The sequence below is a fragment of the Nonomuraea sp. NPDC050643 genome (genome assembly GCF_040654715.1).
Lineage (GTDB): Bacteria > Actinomycetota > Actinomycetes > Streptosporangiales > Streptosporangiaceae > Nonomuraea.
Map to the genome: position 1 here is coordinate 26,114 of NZ_JBFAIM010000058.1, position 14,346 is coordinate 40,459.

Annotated in this window: 14 protein-coding genes and 1 pseudogene; 7 read left to right on the forward strand and 8 right to left on the reverse strand. The window is 71.0% G+C overall.

Translation table 11 applies throughout. The features are described 5' to 3' along the window. Positions 1-175: 175 nt before the first annotated feature. The gene (locus AB0I15_RS49080) at positions 176-760 is read right to left on the reverse strand and encodes a helix-turn-helix domain-containing protein (protein WP_358113065.1); all 585 of its coding nucleotides are present in this window, start codon (positions 758-760) and stop codon (positions 176-178) included. Between the two features lie 135 nt (positions 761-895). Between AB0I15_RS49080 and AB0I15_RS49085 the strand changes: the two genes are divergently transcribed. From AB0I15_RS49085 to AB0I15_RS49095, 3 genes are all read left to right on the forward strand, one after another. Then, positions 896-1,630, forward strand: a complete 735-nt coding sequence (locus AB0I15_RS49085) for an SDR family oxidoreductase (RefSeq protein ID WP_358113067.1) — start codon at positions 896-898, stop codon at positions 1,628-1,630. A gap of 107 nt (positions 1,631-1,737) precedes the next feature. Continuing rightward, positions 1,738-4,554, forward strand: a complete 2,817-nt coding sequence (locus tag AB0I15_RS49090) for a BTAD domain-containing putative transcriptional regulator (RefSeq protein WP_358113069.1) — start codon at positions 1,738-1,740, stop codon at positions 4,552-4,554. Positions 4,555-4,558: 4 nt separating this feature from the next. Next, complete coding sequence (locus AB0I15_RS49095; RefSeq protein WP_358113071.1) at positions 4,559-5,053, forward strand: DinB family protein; 495 nt, start codon at positions 4,559-4,561, stop codon at positions 5,051-5,053. 152 nt (positions 5,054-5,205) lie between these two features. Here AB0I15_RS49095 and AB0I15_RS49100 read toward each other — a convergent pair. Together AB0I15_RS49100 and AB0I15_RS49105 are read right to left on the reverse strand one after the other, a co-directional pair. Then, positions 5,206-5,631: pseudogene (locus AB0I15_RS49100) on the reverse strand (EamA family transporter); the annotation flags it as partial. Continuing rightward, positions 5,631-6,455: an endonuclease/exonuclease/phosphatase family protein gene (locus AB0I15_RS49105; RefSeq protein ID WP_358113073.1), complete on the reverse strand. Its 825-nt coding sequence runs from the start codon at positions 6,453-6,455 to the stop codon at positions 5,631-5,633. The gene AB0I15_RS49105 and the pseudogene AB0I15_RS49100, both read right to left, overlap by 1 nt. Positions 6,456-6,579: 124 nt before the next feature. Between AB0I15_RS49105 and AB0I15_RS49110 the strand changes: the two genes are divergently transcribed. Then, the gene (locus AB0I15_RS49110; RefSeq protein ID WP_358113075.1) at positions 6,580-7,791 is read left to right on the forward strand and encodes an FAD-dependent monooxygenase; all 1,212 of its coding nucleotides are present in this window, start codon (positions 6,580-6,582) and stop codon (positions 7,789-7,791) included. Positions 7,792-7,813: 22 nt separating this feature from the next. Here AB0I15_RS49110 and AB0I15_RS49115 read toward each other — a convergent pair whose 3' ends face one another. Both AB0I15_RS49115 and AB0I15_RS49120 read right to left on the reverse strand, forming a co-directional pair. Continuing rightward, positions 7,814-8,467 (reverse strand): SRPBCC family protein, encoded by a 654-nt coding sequence (locus tag AB0I15_RS49115; protein WP_358113077.1) that lies wholly within the window; start codon positions 8,465-8,467, stop codon positions 7,814-7,816. 60 nt (positions 8,468-8,527) lie between these two features. Then, positions 8,528-8,875, reverse strand: a complete 348-nt coding sequence (locus AB0I15_RS49120) for a hypothetical protein (protein WP_358113079.1) — start codon at positions 8,873-8,875, stop codon at positions 8,528-8,530. 141 nt (positions 8,876-9,016) lie between these two features. Between AB0I15_RS49120 and AB0I15_RS49125 the strand changes: the two genes are divergently transcribed. Continuing rightward, entirely contained in the window at positions 9,017-9,664 is a 648-nt protein-coding gene (locus AB0I15_RS49125; protein WP_358113081.1) for a TetR/AcrR family transcriptional regulator, read from the forward strand. A 61-nt stretch (positions 9,665-9,725) separates the two neighbouring features. Here AB0I15_RS49125 and AB0I15_RS49130 read toward each other — a convergent pair whose 3' ends face one another. Beyond that, positions 9,726-10,157 carry a hypothetical protein gene (locus AB0I15_RS49130; RefSeq protein ID WP_358113083.1) on the reverse strand — a complete coding sequence of 144 codons (432 nt, stop codon included), beginning with the start codon at positions 10,155-10,157 and terminating at the stop codon, positions 9,726-9,728. Positions 10,158-10,276: 119 nt separating this feature from the next. Between AB0I15_RS49130 and AB0I15_RS49135 the strand changes: the two genes are divergently transcribed. Continuing rightward, positions 10,277-10,948, forward strand: a complete 672-nt coding sequence (locus AB0I15_RS49135; RefSeq protein ID WP_358113085.1) for a response regulator transcription factor — start codon at positions 10,277-10,279, stop codon at positions 10,946-10,948. Next, on the forward strand, positions 10,936-12,138 hold the full coding sequence (locus tag AB0I15_RS49140; protein WP_358113087.1) for an ATP-binding protein: 1,203 nt from the start codon (positions 10,936-10,938) through the stop codon (positions 12,136-12,138). Before AB0I15_RS49135 ends, AB0I15_RS49140 begins: the two co-directional genes overlap by 13 nt. Before the next feature lie 196 nt (positions 12,139-12,334). On the opposite strand, the gene AB0I15_RS49145 is transcribed toward AB0I15_RS49140, so the two are convergent. Continuing rightward, on the reverse strand, positions 12,335-12,901 hold the full coding sequence (locus tag AB0I15_RS49145; RefSeq protein ID WP_358113089.1) for a hypothetical protein: 567 nt from the start codon (positions 12,899-12,901) through the stop codon (positions 12,335-12,337). A gap of 491 nt (positions 12,902-13,392) precedes the next feature. Further along, a complete protein-coding gene (locus tag AB0I15_RS49150; protein ID WP_358113091.1) occupies positions 13,393-14,199 on the reverse strand; it encodes a DUF2637 domain-containing protein in 807 nt (268 codons plus the stop codon). Between the last annotated feature and the right edge of the window lie 147 nt (positions 14,200-14,346).

Here is a 14,346-nt window from a genome sequence, read left to right on the forward strand (position 1 = left end):
CACTTCCTTTCCGGCGGAATTCTGACGGCAATCGCCCGTGGCGACGCGACTGTCAATGAGGTTTCCGCCAGGTTAGGCGGGCCGTCGAACGCCCAAAAGTGCACACTTTCTGCTCGGCCTATCAGCGGCACTTATCACCCGCCCGGCGGATCGCCGGGCGGCTCGTGCCGTGGCGTCAGCTTCCCGGGCGCGGCGACGGCGTCGCCCTCAGGCCGTCGAGGGTGAGGTCGAGGAGGCGTTCGGCCTGCTCCCGCTGCTCGGGCCGGGCCGAGGTGAGGGCGATGCCGGCGAGGGCGGCGAACATGTCGGCCGGGCGGATGTCGGAGCGGATCGTCCCCGCGGCGGCCTCCATGAGGGAGGCGAGGGCGGCCTGGATCATCGCGTGGCTCTCGGCGTGCGGGTTGGTCCCGGAGGCGACGAGGGCCCGCAGGGCTTCGGCCATGCCGAGTTTGGCGGTGGCGTAGTCGATGAAGCGGCGCGTCCACGCCCGCAGGGCCTCATCGGGCGGCAGCGTCGCCAGCAGGTCGGGAACGGCGTCGCACAGCCGGGCCACCTCGTTGCGGTAGGCCGCCTCGATGAGGAGCTCGCGGGTGGGGAAGTTGCGGTAGAGGGTGCCGGTTCCGACGCCGGCCTCCTTGGCGATGCTCTCGAAGTGCGCGTCCAGCCCCTCCTCGGTGAACACGCGCACCGCGGCCGCCAGGATCTTGTCCCGGTTGCGCTGCGCGTCGGCCCTCAGCGGACGTCCCGCGTCCCGGCTCATCGGCGGCCCACTCCTCTCCCCGTTTGCTAAGTGGAGGCGTCGCCACTTACTGTGAGACGAAGTGGCGGCGCCTCCACTTTCACTTTAGGGCATGCACCGGCCTGCCCTTACTCACCTACGGAAGGACTGTCGACCATGTCGGGAATCGAAGGCAAGGTCGTGGCGATCACGGGCGCCGGCAGCGGCATCGGCGAGGCGACCGCGCTCCTGCTCGCCGAGCGCGGAGGCAGGGTCGTGCTCGGGGCACGCCGTTCCGAGCGCCTCGAGGCCCTGGCCGCCCGCATCGTGGCGGCCGGCGGCGAGGCCGCCTGGGCCCGTACGGACGTGAGACGGCGCGAGGACCTGTCCGGCCTCGTCGACCTGGCTCGCGACCGCTACGGCAAGCTCGACGTCCTCGTCGGCAACGCCGGGGTCGGCCTGATCTCACCCCTGGACGACCTGCGCGTCGAGGACTGGGAGGAGATGATCGACGTCAACCTCAAAGGCGTCCTGTACGGCATCGCCGCCGCCCTGCCCGTCTTCCGCGAGCAGGGCTTCGGGCACTTCGTCAACATCGTCTCCACCGCCGGCCAGCGCGTCGTCCCGCTCCAGTCGGTGTACGCCGGCACGAAGAGCGCCGTCAGCACCATCTCCGAGGGCCTGCGCCAGGAGGCCGGCGACAGCCTGCGCGTCACCGTCGTCTCACCCGGCTTCGTCCGCACGGACCTGGCCGAGCGCATGGAGCCGGGGGTGAAGGCCCGGATCGTCGACCAGATGGACAGGATCGGGCTCTCACCGGAGGCGGTCGCCCGCGCCATCGCCTTCGCCATCGAGCAGCCGGACGGCGTCGACGTGGGCGACATCGTCGTCCGTCCTACGGCCCAGGCCTAGGGAGCGCCGCCACGGCCGCCCGCCCCTCTCGACCGCCGGAGTCTCGTGGGTAACAATCGGCGCAGACGCCACGAACGCGCCACAGAGCACAGGCGAGGAGCAGGGCTGTGGTCGATGCGATATACAACGTCCTGGGCCCGGTGCGGGTGTGCGGACCGCACGGCCCGCAGGTTCACCTGAGCGGCATGCAGCGCGCGGTGCTCGCCGGCCTTCTCCTCAACGTCAACACGCTGGTGTCCAGGGAACGGCTGGTGGAGGCACTGTGGGAGAAGCCCCCGCTGTCGGCGGTCTCCAATCTCCAGACCTACATCGCTCGGCTGCGCAGGGTGCTGCCGCCCGGCACCAGGCTGCTCACCAAGGAGACGGGGTACCTTTTCGAGGCGCGCGTCGAGGAGGTCGACCTCCTGCGCTTCGAGCAGGCGATCCGGCTGGCACGGAGCGAGGCCAGGGTGGGCGACGTCCGCGCCGCCGTCCGGCAGCTCGAAACGGCCCTGTCCATGTGGCGGGGAAGGCCCGCCGAAGGCACCAGGCTCGCCGGGGGCATGCTCGCCCGGGTGACCGAGCTGGAAGAGCTGGCGGCCACGGCGCGACTGGACCGGGCCGAGGCCAAGCTCGCTCTCGGCCTGCCCGCGGAGGTGATCGAGGACCTGCGCCTCTTCGTCGCCGAGCAGCCGCTGCGCGAACGCGCCTGGCAGTTGCTCATGCTCGCGCACTCACGTACGGGACAACGGGACCGGGCGCTCGAGGACTTCCGGCACGCCCGCTCGGTGCTCGTCGACGAGCTGGGCATCGAGCCCGGCGAGGACCTCCGGCACCTTCAGGCCGCCATCCTGGCCGGCACCAAGCCGGTGAGCGACCCCGCCCCGTGGACACCGATCTGCCAGCTCCCGTCGGACGTCAACCACTTCAGCGGCAGGGAGGCCGAGCTGGCCACCCTGGACGCGCTGCTCCCGCTCCGGGACGACGAGCCGCCACGTGCCGCCACGACCTGCGTGATCAGCGGCACGGGCGGGGTCGGGAAGACCTCGTTCGCCGTACGCTGGGCCCACCGGGTGCGCGACCGCTTCCCCGACGGCCAGCTCCACGTGGACCTGCGGGGATTCAGCCCCGCCGCGCCACCCATGCCGGCGACCGAGGCGGTGCGGATCCTGCTCGGCCTGCTCCTGCCGCCCCACCACCGGATGCCGTCCACGTTCGACGAGCAGATCGGCCTCTACCGGACCCTGCTCACCGGCCGGCGGGTGCTCGTCCTCCTGGACAACGCCCGCGACCCGGATCAGGTGCGCCCGCTGCTGCCTCCGTCGCCGGGAAGCCTCACCCTGGTGACCAGCCGGACCGCGTTCACCGGTCTGATCGCCGCCGAGGGCGCCCATCTGCTGCCGCTGGCGCCGCTCTCCGAGACCCAGGCCGGCGAGTTGCTGACCCGCCGCCTGGGCGAGGACCGGGTGGCGGCCGAACGGGAGGCGGTGCGCGACATCATCAGGGCGTGCGCGGGGCTGCCGCTGGCCCTGGGCATCGTCGCCGCGCGGGCCATCATCGACGCCGGCCTGCCGCTCGTCGCCCTGGCCGAGGAGCTCCAGGCGGAGACCACCCGGCTGGACGCCCTGCGAACCGACGAGCTCACCACCGACCTGCGGGAGGTCTTCGGCGCCTCCCGCAACGTGCTCGCCTCCCCGACCGCCGGCGTCTTCGCCCATCTGGGCCTGGCGCCCGGCCACGACATCAGCCTGCCCGCCGCCGCCGGCCTCATCGGCCGCCCGGTCGCGCACACCCGTACGCTGCTGCGCGCCCTGGAAACCGCCCAGCTGCTGCACCAGCACGTCCCCGGCCGGTACCGGATGCACGACCTCGTCCGCCTCTACGCCATCGAACGCGCGAACCTCGACCTCAGCGCGGACGACCGTGCCGCCGCCGTGCGCCGTCTGGTGGACTTCTACCTGCACACGTCGTACGAGGCCGACCGTCTGCTCTCCCCCCACCGCCGGGGCGTCTTCGAGCTGGACGCGCCGGCTCCCGGCCGTCACCCGCCCGCCCTGCCGGACGCGGCGGCGGCCCAGGCCTGGTTCAGAGCCGAGCACTCCTGCCTGCTCGACGCGCAGCGGCTGGCCGTCGAGCACGATCTGCACGTCGCCGCCTGGCAGTTCGCCTGGACCCTCGACACCTTCCACCTACGCCAGAACCTCCTCCAGAACGGCGTCTCCGCATGGTCGACGGCGTCCAGAGCCGTCGAACACCTGAAAGACCCCTCCGTGCACGCCTTGGCGCGTCAGATGCTCGGCCGCGCCTGCGCCCGGGCGGGGCGGCACGCGGAGTCCCTGTCCCGTTTCGCCGACGCCCTGGCTCTGTACGAGCGATCGGGAGACCTCGCCGGCCAGGCGCATGTCCACCACTCGCTCGCGATCGCCTGGGAGGATCGGGAGGAGCACGAGCGGGCCCTGTTCCATTTCGAACGCGCGCTGCTCCTGCACAGAGATCTCGGCGACTCCGTGGGAGAGGCCAACGCGCTCAACTCCCTGGGCTGGAACCACGCGTTGCTCGCCGACTTCGCCCAGGCCCAGCGGCACTGCGAGCGGGCGCTGGTCCTGCAGCGGCGGCACGGCGACCTGGTCGGCGAGGCGGCGACTCTCGACAGCCTCGGCTACATCGCCCACCACCTCGGCCATCTCGCCCGTGCCCGCACCTACTACCACCACGCCCTGACCCTGCGGCGCGAGAACGGCAACGCCGGCCAGGAGGCCGAAACCCTCACGCATCTCGGCGACACCCACCACGCCCTGGGCCAGCGGGCCGAGGCCGCCCGGGTATGGAGCCAGGCACTCGCCATCTACCGGGCCCAGCACCGCACCGCGAGAGAGCGGCACGTACAGGCCAGGCTGGACGCCTTGAACGCGGTCGAGGAAACCGGAGCCGCCGCGCTAGCGTGACGGCATGGCGGAGACCCAGCGTGAGCCCGTGCCACGCGTCGACTCGGGTGAGCTCGACACGGCCCTGGCGTTCCTGTCGTTCGCCCGGCACTGCGTGCTGAAGAAGGCCGGCGGGCTGCCGGACGAGCACCTGCGCCGCGCCCTGGTCGGCAGCGGCACCTCCATCCTGGGCCTCGTGCAGCACCTGGCCGAGGCGGAGCGCTACTGGTTCGGCCACCACCTCGCCGGGGCCGCCTGGGACGCGGACGGGGAGCACGGCATGACCGTCCCGGCCGGCCGCGCCGCCGCCGACGTGCTGCGTGACTACCGGGCGGCGATCGAGGAGAGCGACCGCGCCATCCGCGCCGCCGGCGACCCGGAGGCACGCTTCGCCGTCCCGGTCGACGGCAACCGGCACACGCTCCGGTGGGTCATCGCCCACATGACGAGCGAGACCGCCCGGCACGCCGGGCACGCGGACATCCTGCGGGAGCAACTCGACGGCACCACCGGCCGCTGATCGCAGGACCGCCCGACGTCACGAGGGAGCGGCCTCGTCGTCGCGGGACCGGCGGCCCCTTCTTCCCCGTCGTGGCGGCATGCTGAGCGCGACGCCACCACGGCCCCGGCGATGACCTCCAGCGACGCCACGGTGGCGCCCACCGCGGCCGACAGCCGCCGCACGGCGTTCACCCCCAGGATGTACGCCACCACGGTCGCGACCAGCACCATCCACAGGTACGCCACCAGCACCGGCAACCCCTGACCACCCGCGGCGGGCCTGACGGGCCCCGCGAACGCCTCCCACGGGACGTCCCAGGGCCGCGCGAACGGGATCAGCACCACGACCGCCCCCGCCATCCCCCAGGCGATGAGCCCGAGCGGGTCCATCTCGTCCCCGAAGCTATCGTTCATCAGGAAATATCCGGCGGAGCACGCCCCGGCCAGCAACCCCAGCACCAGGCCCAGCCCGTCCAGCCGTACCTCCCGCCACACCTCGACGACGATCCCGAGGCCCACGACCGCGACGACCGCCCCGACGTACGCGGCCCGCGCGAGCCGTACCTTCCGTACGAGCCGGACCCACGCCACCACCATCACCGGCGCCGTGCACAGTGCCGAAGTTCGAGGACCAGGGCGCGATGGTCGGACACCTCGGGTGCGGTCATGATCTCGAACCGTTTCACGGCCGCGGGCTCGGAGACGAGCAGGTAGCTCGCATGCCGTACGGGCTTGGGGTAGCGGGCGGTCCTGGTGTCGGCCTCCCGTACCAGGTCGGTCAGTCCGAGCCCGGCGAGGACCTCGAACGTCTCGCTGCCGGGCAGCAGGTTGAAGTCGCCGCACACCACGGTCAGGTCGCCGTTCTCGCGCAGGCCGGCGATGAGTTCGGCGAGCCGTTCGGCCTGTGCGCGGCGAGCCGGGGTGTCGGCCTTCCCGCGCGCGTCCCGCAGGCCGTGGAGGTTGACGACGGTGACGAACCGCCGCGCCTCGGGGTCGAGGACGCGTACGGCCAGAGCGGCACGGGGCCGGCCGTCGCTCGGCCACTCGTCGCGGTGCTCGGCGTAACCGCCGTGCACGAACGCCGACCGCATGCCGACGATGGGCAGCGTCTCGGCGACGAAGGTGGCGACCCCGAAGTCCTGCTGGTGCGAGCGGTGGCCGTGGTCTCGCGCTTGGACGGGCCCGGAGTCGCTCGCGACGAACAGGCCCTGATGGTGGGGGAGCCGCGAGCGTACGTCGGCGAGGAGGTTCGCCCGCTGCGGCAGCGATCGCTCCGCGTCGTCGAACCGTGTCCAGCCGTGGACGGACGGGGTGCGCGTGACCTCCTGCAGGCACAGGATGCCGGCGTCGCAGGTGTCGAGCCAGGGGGCGAGTTCGTCGAACATCGCGCCGCCCCAGGCGTTGAGGGAGATGATCCGCACGGTGACGAACCTAGATCAAGGCCGACGTCACGCTGGGGGCCGGGTTCGCTGCTTGCTGACCGATAGAACCAAAATGGTCAGTCTGTTGGGTAGGGTGGCGGCAACACGACGGGAAGGAGCCGCCATGAAGGACGAAGCCGGGCGTGGCCGGGCACTGGTGGTGGGGCTCGGGATCGCGGGCATCGCCACCGCGCTCCGGCTCCGGCAGGTGGGCTGGGAGCCGGTGCTGGTGGAGCGGGCCCCGGCACGCCGCTCGGGCGGGTACTTCATCATGCTGTTCGGCACCGGCCTGGCCTCCGCGCGGCGGCTGGGCGTGCTGGACGCGATCGGCGACCGCACCCCGCGGCTCGCCCCCTACGAGGCGAACCGGGCCGGACGTCTCACCGCCGGCATGAGCCTGGCCGGCCTGCCCGGCAAACCGCGGGTGGTGCTGCGCGGCGACATCGAGCGGGCGCTGTTCGCCGCGCTGCCGGCCGACGTGGAGATCCGCTACTCCACCGTGCCCACCCGCATCACCCAGGACGACTCCGCGGCGGAGGTCACCCTCCACGACACCGCCTCAGGCGCCACCGTCACCGAGCGCTTCGACCTGGTGGTGGGCGCCGACGGGATGCGCTCGACCGTACGCGGGCTCGCCTTCGGCCCCGAGGACCATCTGCACCCGCTGAACTACATGATCGCCGCCACCGTCCTGGACCGGCCGGTCGAGGGCATCGACCAGGACCAGGGCCTGACCCTGGCCGAGCCTGGACGCTCAGCGTGGATCTTCCCCTTCGCCGACCACGCTCCGGGCCTGCTGTTCTCCTATCGCGCCGACGACATCGACGCCCAGTTCGCCCGCCCGCCGATCGAATCCATCCGCGCCGCCTTCGGCCCCCAGCCCACGGGGCCGCTCCTGGAGAGGCTGCTCACGGCGTTCGAGCAGGCTCCGGAGTTCCTGTTCGACTCGGTGAACCAGGTCAGGATGCCGAGCTGGCATCAGGGCCGGGTCGTGCTGGTCGGCGACGCCGCCTGGTGCGTGACCTTGTACGCGGGCATGGGCGCCTCCAGCGGTATCGCCGGAGGCGAGCTCCTGGGCACCATGCTGCGGCGCCATCCCGGCGACCTGCCCGCCGCCCTGGGTGCGTGGGAGGCCCGGATGCGGCCGTTCATCCAGACCGAGCAGGACACGGCGCTGATCATGCGCAGGATCTTCACTCCCCACGACCGCAAGGAGCAGATCCTGCGCTCCGCGATGCTCCGCCTGATGCGCGCGCCGGTCATCGGGCGGGCCATGGGCAAGATGATGAACGGCGCGGACATGAAGAACAAGCAGTTCGACGTCGCCGCCGTCTGACACGTCCGGGGTGACGCCCGGGTCAGTGGTGGCCGCGGGTGCGGGCTTCGGCGGTGGTCTTCAGGTCGTGCAGCCAGGCTTCGAGACCTTTGCCGAGGAAGTCGGTGGCGAGGGGCACGTCGGTCTCGATCTGGTCGCCGGCATGGGTCTCCTCCGTGCGTACGAGGACGCCGCCCTTGACCGGTGTGAAGGTCCAGACGTGGACGCCCCGGTCGATGCGCAGTCCCTTGCCGATCGCGGGGCCGGTCCAGCGGATGCACTTGCCGTGCTGGAGCTGCCGGACGGTGGAGGTGATGACCAGCGTGGTGGGCGGGCTGACGGGCGTGGCGGGCACCGGTGTGGTCCACCGGAACCGCGAGCGCTCGCGGAGCGGGCCCGGGTCCAGGCGCTCGGCGGTGGCGACGGGCTTCTGCCACGAGGGCCAGCGCTCCACGTCGGTCTGCACCTTCCAGACGGTGCTCAGCGGCGCCTTGATCAGGGTCTCGGTCCGATACCGGATCTTCGCGGTGGAGTCGACGCCCTTCCCGCGACACTGGAGCCCACCGCCGTGGTCGGCGCCCGAGCGGGCCTGCGCGGCGGGGACGCCGCCCGCGAGTACGCCGGTGACGGCGAGCGAGATCGTGAGCGCGGCGACGCGGGCGCGTCGGCGGGACGAGCGGTTGCTGGACCTGGTCATGGAGATTCCTTCCGTTGTGGAGCGAATACTTGGGTCGGGCACTGCGTAGGAGGGCCGGCTTCAGCGCCGGCGGGCCCGGAGGATCGCCACGATGAGGGCGGCGGACGCGGCGACGATCAGCCCGGCGAACGCGGGGTGCATGTCCTTGGACAGGCTCGGCGCGCCGTCGGGCCGGGTCAGCCAGATGACGAGCGGAACCGCGTACGTGGCGGCGACGAGCACGGCCGCCCAGCGAACCGTCCGGTCGCGGGCGTGGCGGACGGCGCCGACCAACGCGATCACGACCGGGATGATCGCCAGCATGGCGAACTGGCCGAGCACCATCACGGGGACCGCCCAGGAGGAGACGGTCACCGCCCGCGGAGTGGGCCGGCCGGTGCTGACGAGTGACGTGGATGGAGCGGTCATGACGGTCTCCTTCATCTGCTGGAGCTTCGTGCTTTCGTTAGAAGTTATAACTAACGGACGAAGGAGAGTCAATAAGATGGGTGATAGCATCTAACTAAATCTTCAAGATGAAGCTTCACAGCCGGGAAGGTGGCCGGGGTCATGGCCCAGACGGACACGAAGACCCCTCGCGAGCGCTATCGGGCTCAGGTACGCGCGGAGATCAAGCAGCACGCGTGGGAGCAGATCGCCACAACGGGGGCGTCCGCGCTCTCCCTCAACGCGATCTCCAAACAGATGGGCATGAGCGGGCCCGCGCTCTACCGCTACTACGCCAGCCGGGACGAGCTGATCACCGACCTCATTAGGGACGCCTACCGCAGCGTCGCCGACACTCTCCGCTCGGCCTCCGCCGCAGGCGCCGACCTGGCCGAGCTGGCGCACACCCTGCGCCGCTGGGCGCTGGAGGACCCCCAGCGGTATCTCCTCATCTACGGCACCCCCGTCCCCGGCTACCACGCGCCCGACGACATCACGAGCATCTCATTCGAGACCATGGCGATCCTGCTCGATGCCAGCGCGACGCTGCCCTCGGACGGTCCCGCGACGCCGTTCGACACGCACCTGGCGGAGCACCGCGACTGGGCGGGCGACCACCCCGCCTCACCCGCGGTCCTGCACCGGGGCCTGAGCTTCTGGACCCGGATGCACGGCGTACTGTCCCTGGAACTCGCCGGCCACTTCACCGGAATGGGCTTCGACCCCGCCCTGCTCTTCACGGCCGAACTGGACGCCCTGCTGGCGCACTGAACGACGCCGTGATCTGGAGCAGGACGGGGTCGCGACGCTGACATGAGCGGCCGTCCCACCTTCACCCGCCGATGCAACCCCCTACCGGGCGGCCGGAAGCACGGACACCGCCTTGGCCATCGCCGGATCGCGGCCCTCGCGCAGGGTCGGCTCCTCGGCGAAGCCGACGCCGGCGCGACCGTTCGACCCCGACCGGTTGCAGCACGATCGCGGCCTCCATGAGCTTGGTCTGGGACGCGATGCGGTAACGAGAACCCGGGGGGATACGCCCGCCCCTGCCCCCGAGCAGCCGCGAACCCGCCGTCCCCTGCCCCACCCGCTTGCCGTCGACGTACACCTCTCCGATGACGCCCACCACTCCGTCGGTCTGCGCCACGACCTCCACCGCCTGCCGGACGTCTCCCAGCTCGACCTGGCCGGCGGCGGCCGCGGGTCCTGGGACGCTCAACGCCGGCGCCGCGCATGCCAGCCCGGCGGCTCTCCCACGCATCATGGTCGATCGCCCTTTCCTGGCGGGACTTCGAGGGTGATCACATCTACCGTCCGGCACCGACCGCCAGCCGATCGGCCGGCCATATGCGGCCCATATGCGGGCGTTGCGATACTGCCCGGATGCGCGTGCTCCTGGTCGAAGACGAGCAGCCCCTCGCCGGGTACATCGAAGCCGGTCTGCGCAAGCACGGCTTCACCGTCGACGTCGCCCTCGACGGCCAGACGGCTCTCGACAAGTGCGACATCACGCCGTACGACGTGGTGGTCCTGGACCGGGACCTGCCGGTCGTCCACGGTGACGCGGTGTGCCGCCGGCTCGCCCAGCGGGGGGTGTCGCGGGTGCTGATGCTGACCGCGTCCGGCGCCGTGGAGGACCGGGTCGGCGGGCTGATGCTGGGCGCGGACGACTACCTGGGCAAGCCGTTCGCGTTCTCCGAGTTGGTCGCGCGGGTCCACGCCCTGGTACGGCGCAGCGCACCGGCCCGCCCGCCTGTGCTGCGCGCCTCCGGCGTGGCCCTGGACCCGGCCCGGCGTAGCGCCGAGCGGGACGGGCGGCTGCTGCGCCTGACGCCCAAGGAGTTCGGCGTGCTCGAGCAACTGCTGGCCGCCGGCGGTGACGTGGTCCGCGCGGAAACCCTGCTGGACAAGGTGTGGGACGAGCACGCGGACCCGTTCACCAACGCGATCCGGATCACCGTCGGCACGTTGCGCCGCAAGCTCGGCGACCCGCCGCTGATCGAGACCGTCACCGGCGCCGGCTACCGGATCGGCGGCGCAGGATGGCCCGGCTGACCGCGCGGGCCCGGCTCGCGGCGCTGCAGACCGCCCTGGTGCTGGTCGCCGGTGCCGCGTTGTCCGCGTTGACGTACCTGCTGATGCCGTGCCGCGCGTACTTCACCCACCTGGACTCGACCGGCTCCGCCCTGACGACCATGCCCCAGCCGATGCCGGCGCAGACCGAGGAGTTGCGCGCGCTGGCCGACCGGGTGCAGGCCGACACCCTGTCCGCGCTGCCGGCCCAGGCCGGTCTGGCGCTCATCGTGGTGACCGCCCTGGCCGCCGTACTGAGCTGGCTGGTGGCCGGCAGGGTGCTGCGGCCGATCCGGGTGATCTCGTCGACCGCCCGGCGGCTCTCGGCCGAGAACCTCACCGAGCGGGTCCCGGTCACCACCCCCGCCGACGAGCTGTCGGCGCTGGCGGGCACGGTCAACGGGATGCTGGACCGCATCCAGCGCGGCGTTGCCGAGCGCGACCGGGTCCTGGACAGCCAGCGCCTGTTCACCGCCAACGCCGCCCACGAGCTGCGTACGCCGCTGACCACGGCCCGTACGGCGATCGACGTGACCCTGGACGGAGACCCCAGCCGCGCCGAGCTGATCTCGATGGCCGGCGACGTGCGCGGCGCCGTTGAGCACATGCAGCGCGTCCTGGACGGGCTGCTGCTGCTGGCCCGCAGCCAGGCCGGCCAGGGAGCGCGCGAACCGGTCGACCTGGCCGCCATCGCCGCCGCCACCCTCGCCGCCGCCACGGCGCGGACGGCGGCCGCCGACGTCGCCGTACGACCCCGGCTCCGGCCGGCGCTGGTCAGCGGCGAACCGGTCCTGCTGGAACGGATGATCGGCAACCTGGTCGACAACGCCATCCGCTACAACCACGCGGGCGGGCACCTGGCCGTCGACACGGACACGGCGGGTGGCCGCGCGGTCCTGCGCATCTCCAACACCGGCCGGCGCATCCCGCCCGACGAGGTGCGGACCCTGCTGGAACCGTTCGTCCACGGGCAGGGGACCAGGGTCCGGACCGATGGTCTGGGGCTGGGACTGTCGATCGTACGCGCGGTCGCCCTCGCCCACCGCGGTCGAATCACCCTGACCGCCCGTGGCGGCGGCCTCGACATCACCATCGACCTCCCACGGAGCCGAGATCGCCGGCCACCGCATCAAGATGATCCGAACGGACCGATCCGGCCGGCGACAGCCTGACCGTCCGCCTCGGACGCCATGACAGGCCGGTTGATCAGCGGCCGCACGACGGGCTTCGAGACGCGCCATAGGAGCGCCCACGCCGACAAATGCCGTGACGAGATAATTCGTCACGGCATTTGTCGTTCAGCTTTTCAAGCGGGCGAGGACGATTTCGACTTGATCGCCGATCGTCATGCTACGAGATGCCCGCGCGCTAGTCGCCGGCGTAGTGGTGATCGAACTCGTTGTGGCCCCACTTGTCCTGGCGGCGGTCGAATTCCTTGTGACCCCACTTGTCGGACTTGTCGGCTTTGTCGCTGTGGAATCTGTCCACGTTGCCGTAAACGAACTTACCGAAGACGAGCTTGTCGTGGCCCCACTTGTCCTGGCCCCACTTGTCGTGGTGGCGGCCCCACTTGTCCTGACCCCACTTGTCGTAGTGGCGGTCGTACTTGTCGTGGCCCCACTTGTCGTGGTGGTGGTCGGCCTTGTCGTCGTGGTGGTGGGACTCGTCGTGACCCCACTTGATGGGCTGGTCGTCCTTGTCGCCCTTGTGAACCTTGTCGGACTCGTCGTGGTCGTCGTGGTCGGTCTCCTTCTGCTCGTCCCACCAGAAGGGGCCGCACGCGCTCGAGACGAAGCTCGGGCAGCCGACGGCCAGCATCTCCGTTGACACGTAGCCGGCGTTGGCCTGGAGGGCGACTGAGCTCGCGCTCGCCACTCCCTGGAGCGGCGGGACGAACATGAGACCGGCGGCCGAAGCGGCCAGAGCTAGCGTCACGATGCGCCCGTGATGGGGCGTACGCGATCGCTTGATTTCGGTATTCACGTGTTTTTGTTTCCATTCATGGGTAAATCGGCGCGAAATCCGGCGGCCATATTTCAATAGACATCCGGACGGAAGCAGACATACCCACTAGGATCATTTCATTTACCTCAATGAAGCTAAACAACCATTCAAATCCAGCGGTGTCAAAGAGGCCATCGCCCAACAACGATTTTGGCGCTGTTTGCACGTCGCGAGGCATATCACGACACTCGTTCCCATGAATTGACGTTCGGGCACCCCGTGACGGAGTGGCGATCAAGGAACGCGCCATGAGGCCCAAGCCACATTGATCTTGCCGTAAATCCATTTGATCACGACAGCACCGACGGAGGCGGCGGCAGCGGCCACCACACGGTTGACCAGGACCCACCGGAGCAGGGACCAAACGCCCTCGACCCCCATGGTCGATCGAGACGCTGCCGATGCTGAGCCCGGTTGTGGCGTCAGGCGGAGCGGGCGTGGCCGTTGAGTGCTTCGCGGCGGTATTTGCGCCCGGTGGTCTCGTGCACCCCGAGCGCACGGGCGAGCGCGGCCCCGGTCATGGTGGGATCCTGCGCGAGCAGGGCCGCCACCTGGGCTCGCCGGTCGCTGTCCTCCCGAGCCTCGCCCGCCGGTGCGTCCTGGCTTGCCCGTGGGGCCGCCACTTCGGGCTCGGCGGGCACCGACCGGCGCTCGACGGGTTCCTGTGCCGGCTCGCCTCGGTCGATCCGTGGCGTGGCGGGCACCACCGGTCCGGGCTGCGGCACCCGTGGGGCCTGGTCCGAGGGGACGCTCGGGGGCGCGGGCTCGGCCGGCGCTTGCTCGGGCTGTTCAGAGTCGCGTGCGCGATCGGCGAGTTCGCGACCCGAGCGGACCACCCACATGATCAGCTCATAGGAGATCACCAACGCGATCGCCGGCCAAGCGGCCAGCGCTGCGGCCAGGGGGCCTCGCTCGATCCCGTGCAAGATGTTCGCCGCCAGCGTCGCGGCCACTCCCAGTGCCAGCGCCCAGCGGGCCAGCGCCGGCACCGCCAGGCGGTAGCGGGCACACCACAGCAGCACCATGGAGGAGGCGTAGATCATGCCGTCCACCGTCGCCGGGACCAGATGCGCCGACAGTTCGTCCTCGGCACCGTACTTCTCGATCACCGCCACCGCATGCCAGTACGACACCCACGCGGCCACCGCCGCGACCGCCAGCACCACGACCGTCATCGACACACGGATCAGCCGATCCCCGCCCCGCGGCTCCTGCTTGACCCCATTCACCCCAGAAATGGTGCCATGCCCGATGCCTCACCATGTGCGCATCAGTCACTTCTGCGACGCCCTAGGCCCTCAGCCTCACGCCAGACGGTCTCGCGATGAGGTGTACAAGGACGACTATTCCCCGGTCGCCAGGAGGTGGAACCGCAG

What these genes read in the sequence shown, in the direction of transcription:
- AB0I15_RS49080 (WP_358113065.1), bottom strand. Translation starts at nt 760, where the DNA reads ATGAGCCGGGACGCGGGACGTCCGCTGAGGGCCGACGCGCAGCGCAAC.
- AB0I15_RS49085 (WP_358113067.1), top strand. Translation starts at nt 896, where the DNA reads ATGTCGGGAATCGAAGGCAAGGTCGTGGCGATCACGGGCGCCGGCAGC.
- AB0I15_RS49095 (WP_358113071.1), top strand. Translation starts at nt 4,559, where the DNA reads ATGGCGGAGACCCAGCGTGAGCCCGTGCCACGCGTCGACTCGGGTGAG.
- AB0I15_RS49110 (WP_358113075.1), top strand. Translation starts at nt 6,580, where the DNA reads ATGAAGGACGAAGCCGGGCGTGGCCGGGCACTGGTGGTGGGGCTCGGG.
- AB0I15_RS49115 (WP_358113077.1), bottom strand. Translation starts at nt 8,467, where the DNA reads ATGACCAGGTCCAGCAACCGCTCGTCCCGCCGACGCGCCCGCGTCGCC.
- AB0I15_RS49120 (WP_358113079.1), bottom strand. Translation starts at nt 8,875, where the DNA reads ATGACCGCTCCATCCACGTCACTCGTCAGCACCGGCCGGCCCACTCCG.
- AB0I15_RS49125 (WP_358113081.1), top strand. Translation starts at nt 9,017, where the DNA reads ATGGCCCAGACGGACACGAAGACCCCTCGCGAGCGCTATCGGGCTCAG.
- AB0I15_RS49130 (WP_358113083.1), bottom strand. Translation starts at nt 10,157, where the DNA reads ATGATGCGTGGGAGAGCCGCCGGGCTGGCATGCGCGGCGCCGGCGTTG.
- AB0I15_RS49135 (WP_358113085.1), top strand. Translation starts at nt 10,277, where the DNA reads ATGCGCGTGCTCCTGGTCGAAGACGAGCAGCCCCTCGCCGGGTACATC.
- AB0I15_RS49140 (WP_358113087.1), top strand. Translation starts at nt 10,936, where the DNA reads ATGGCCCGGCTGACCGCGCGGGCCCGGCTCGCGGCGCTGCAGACCGCC.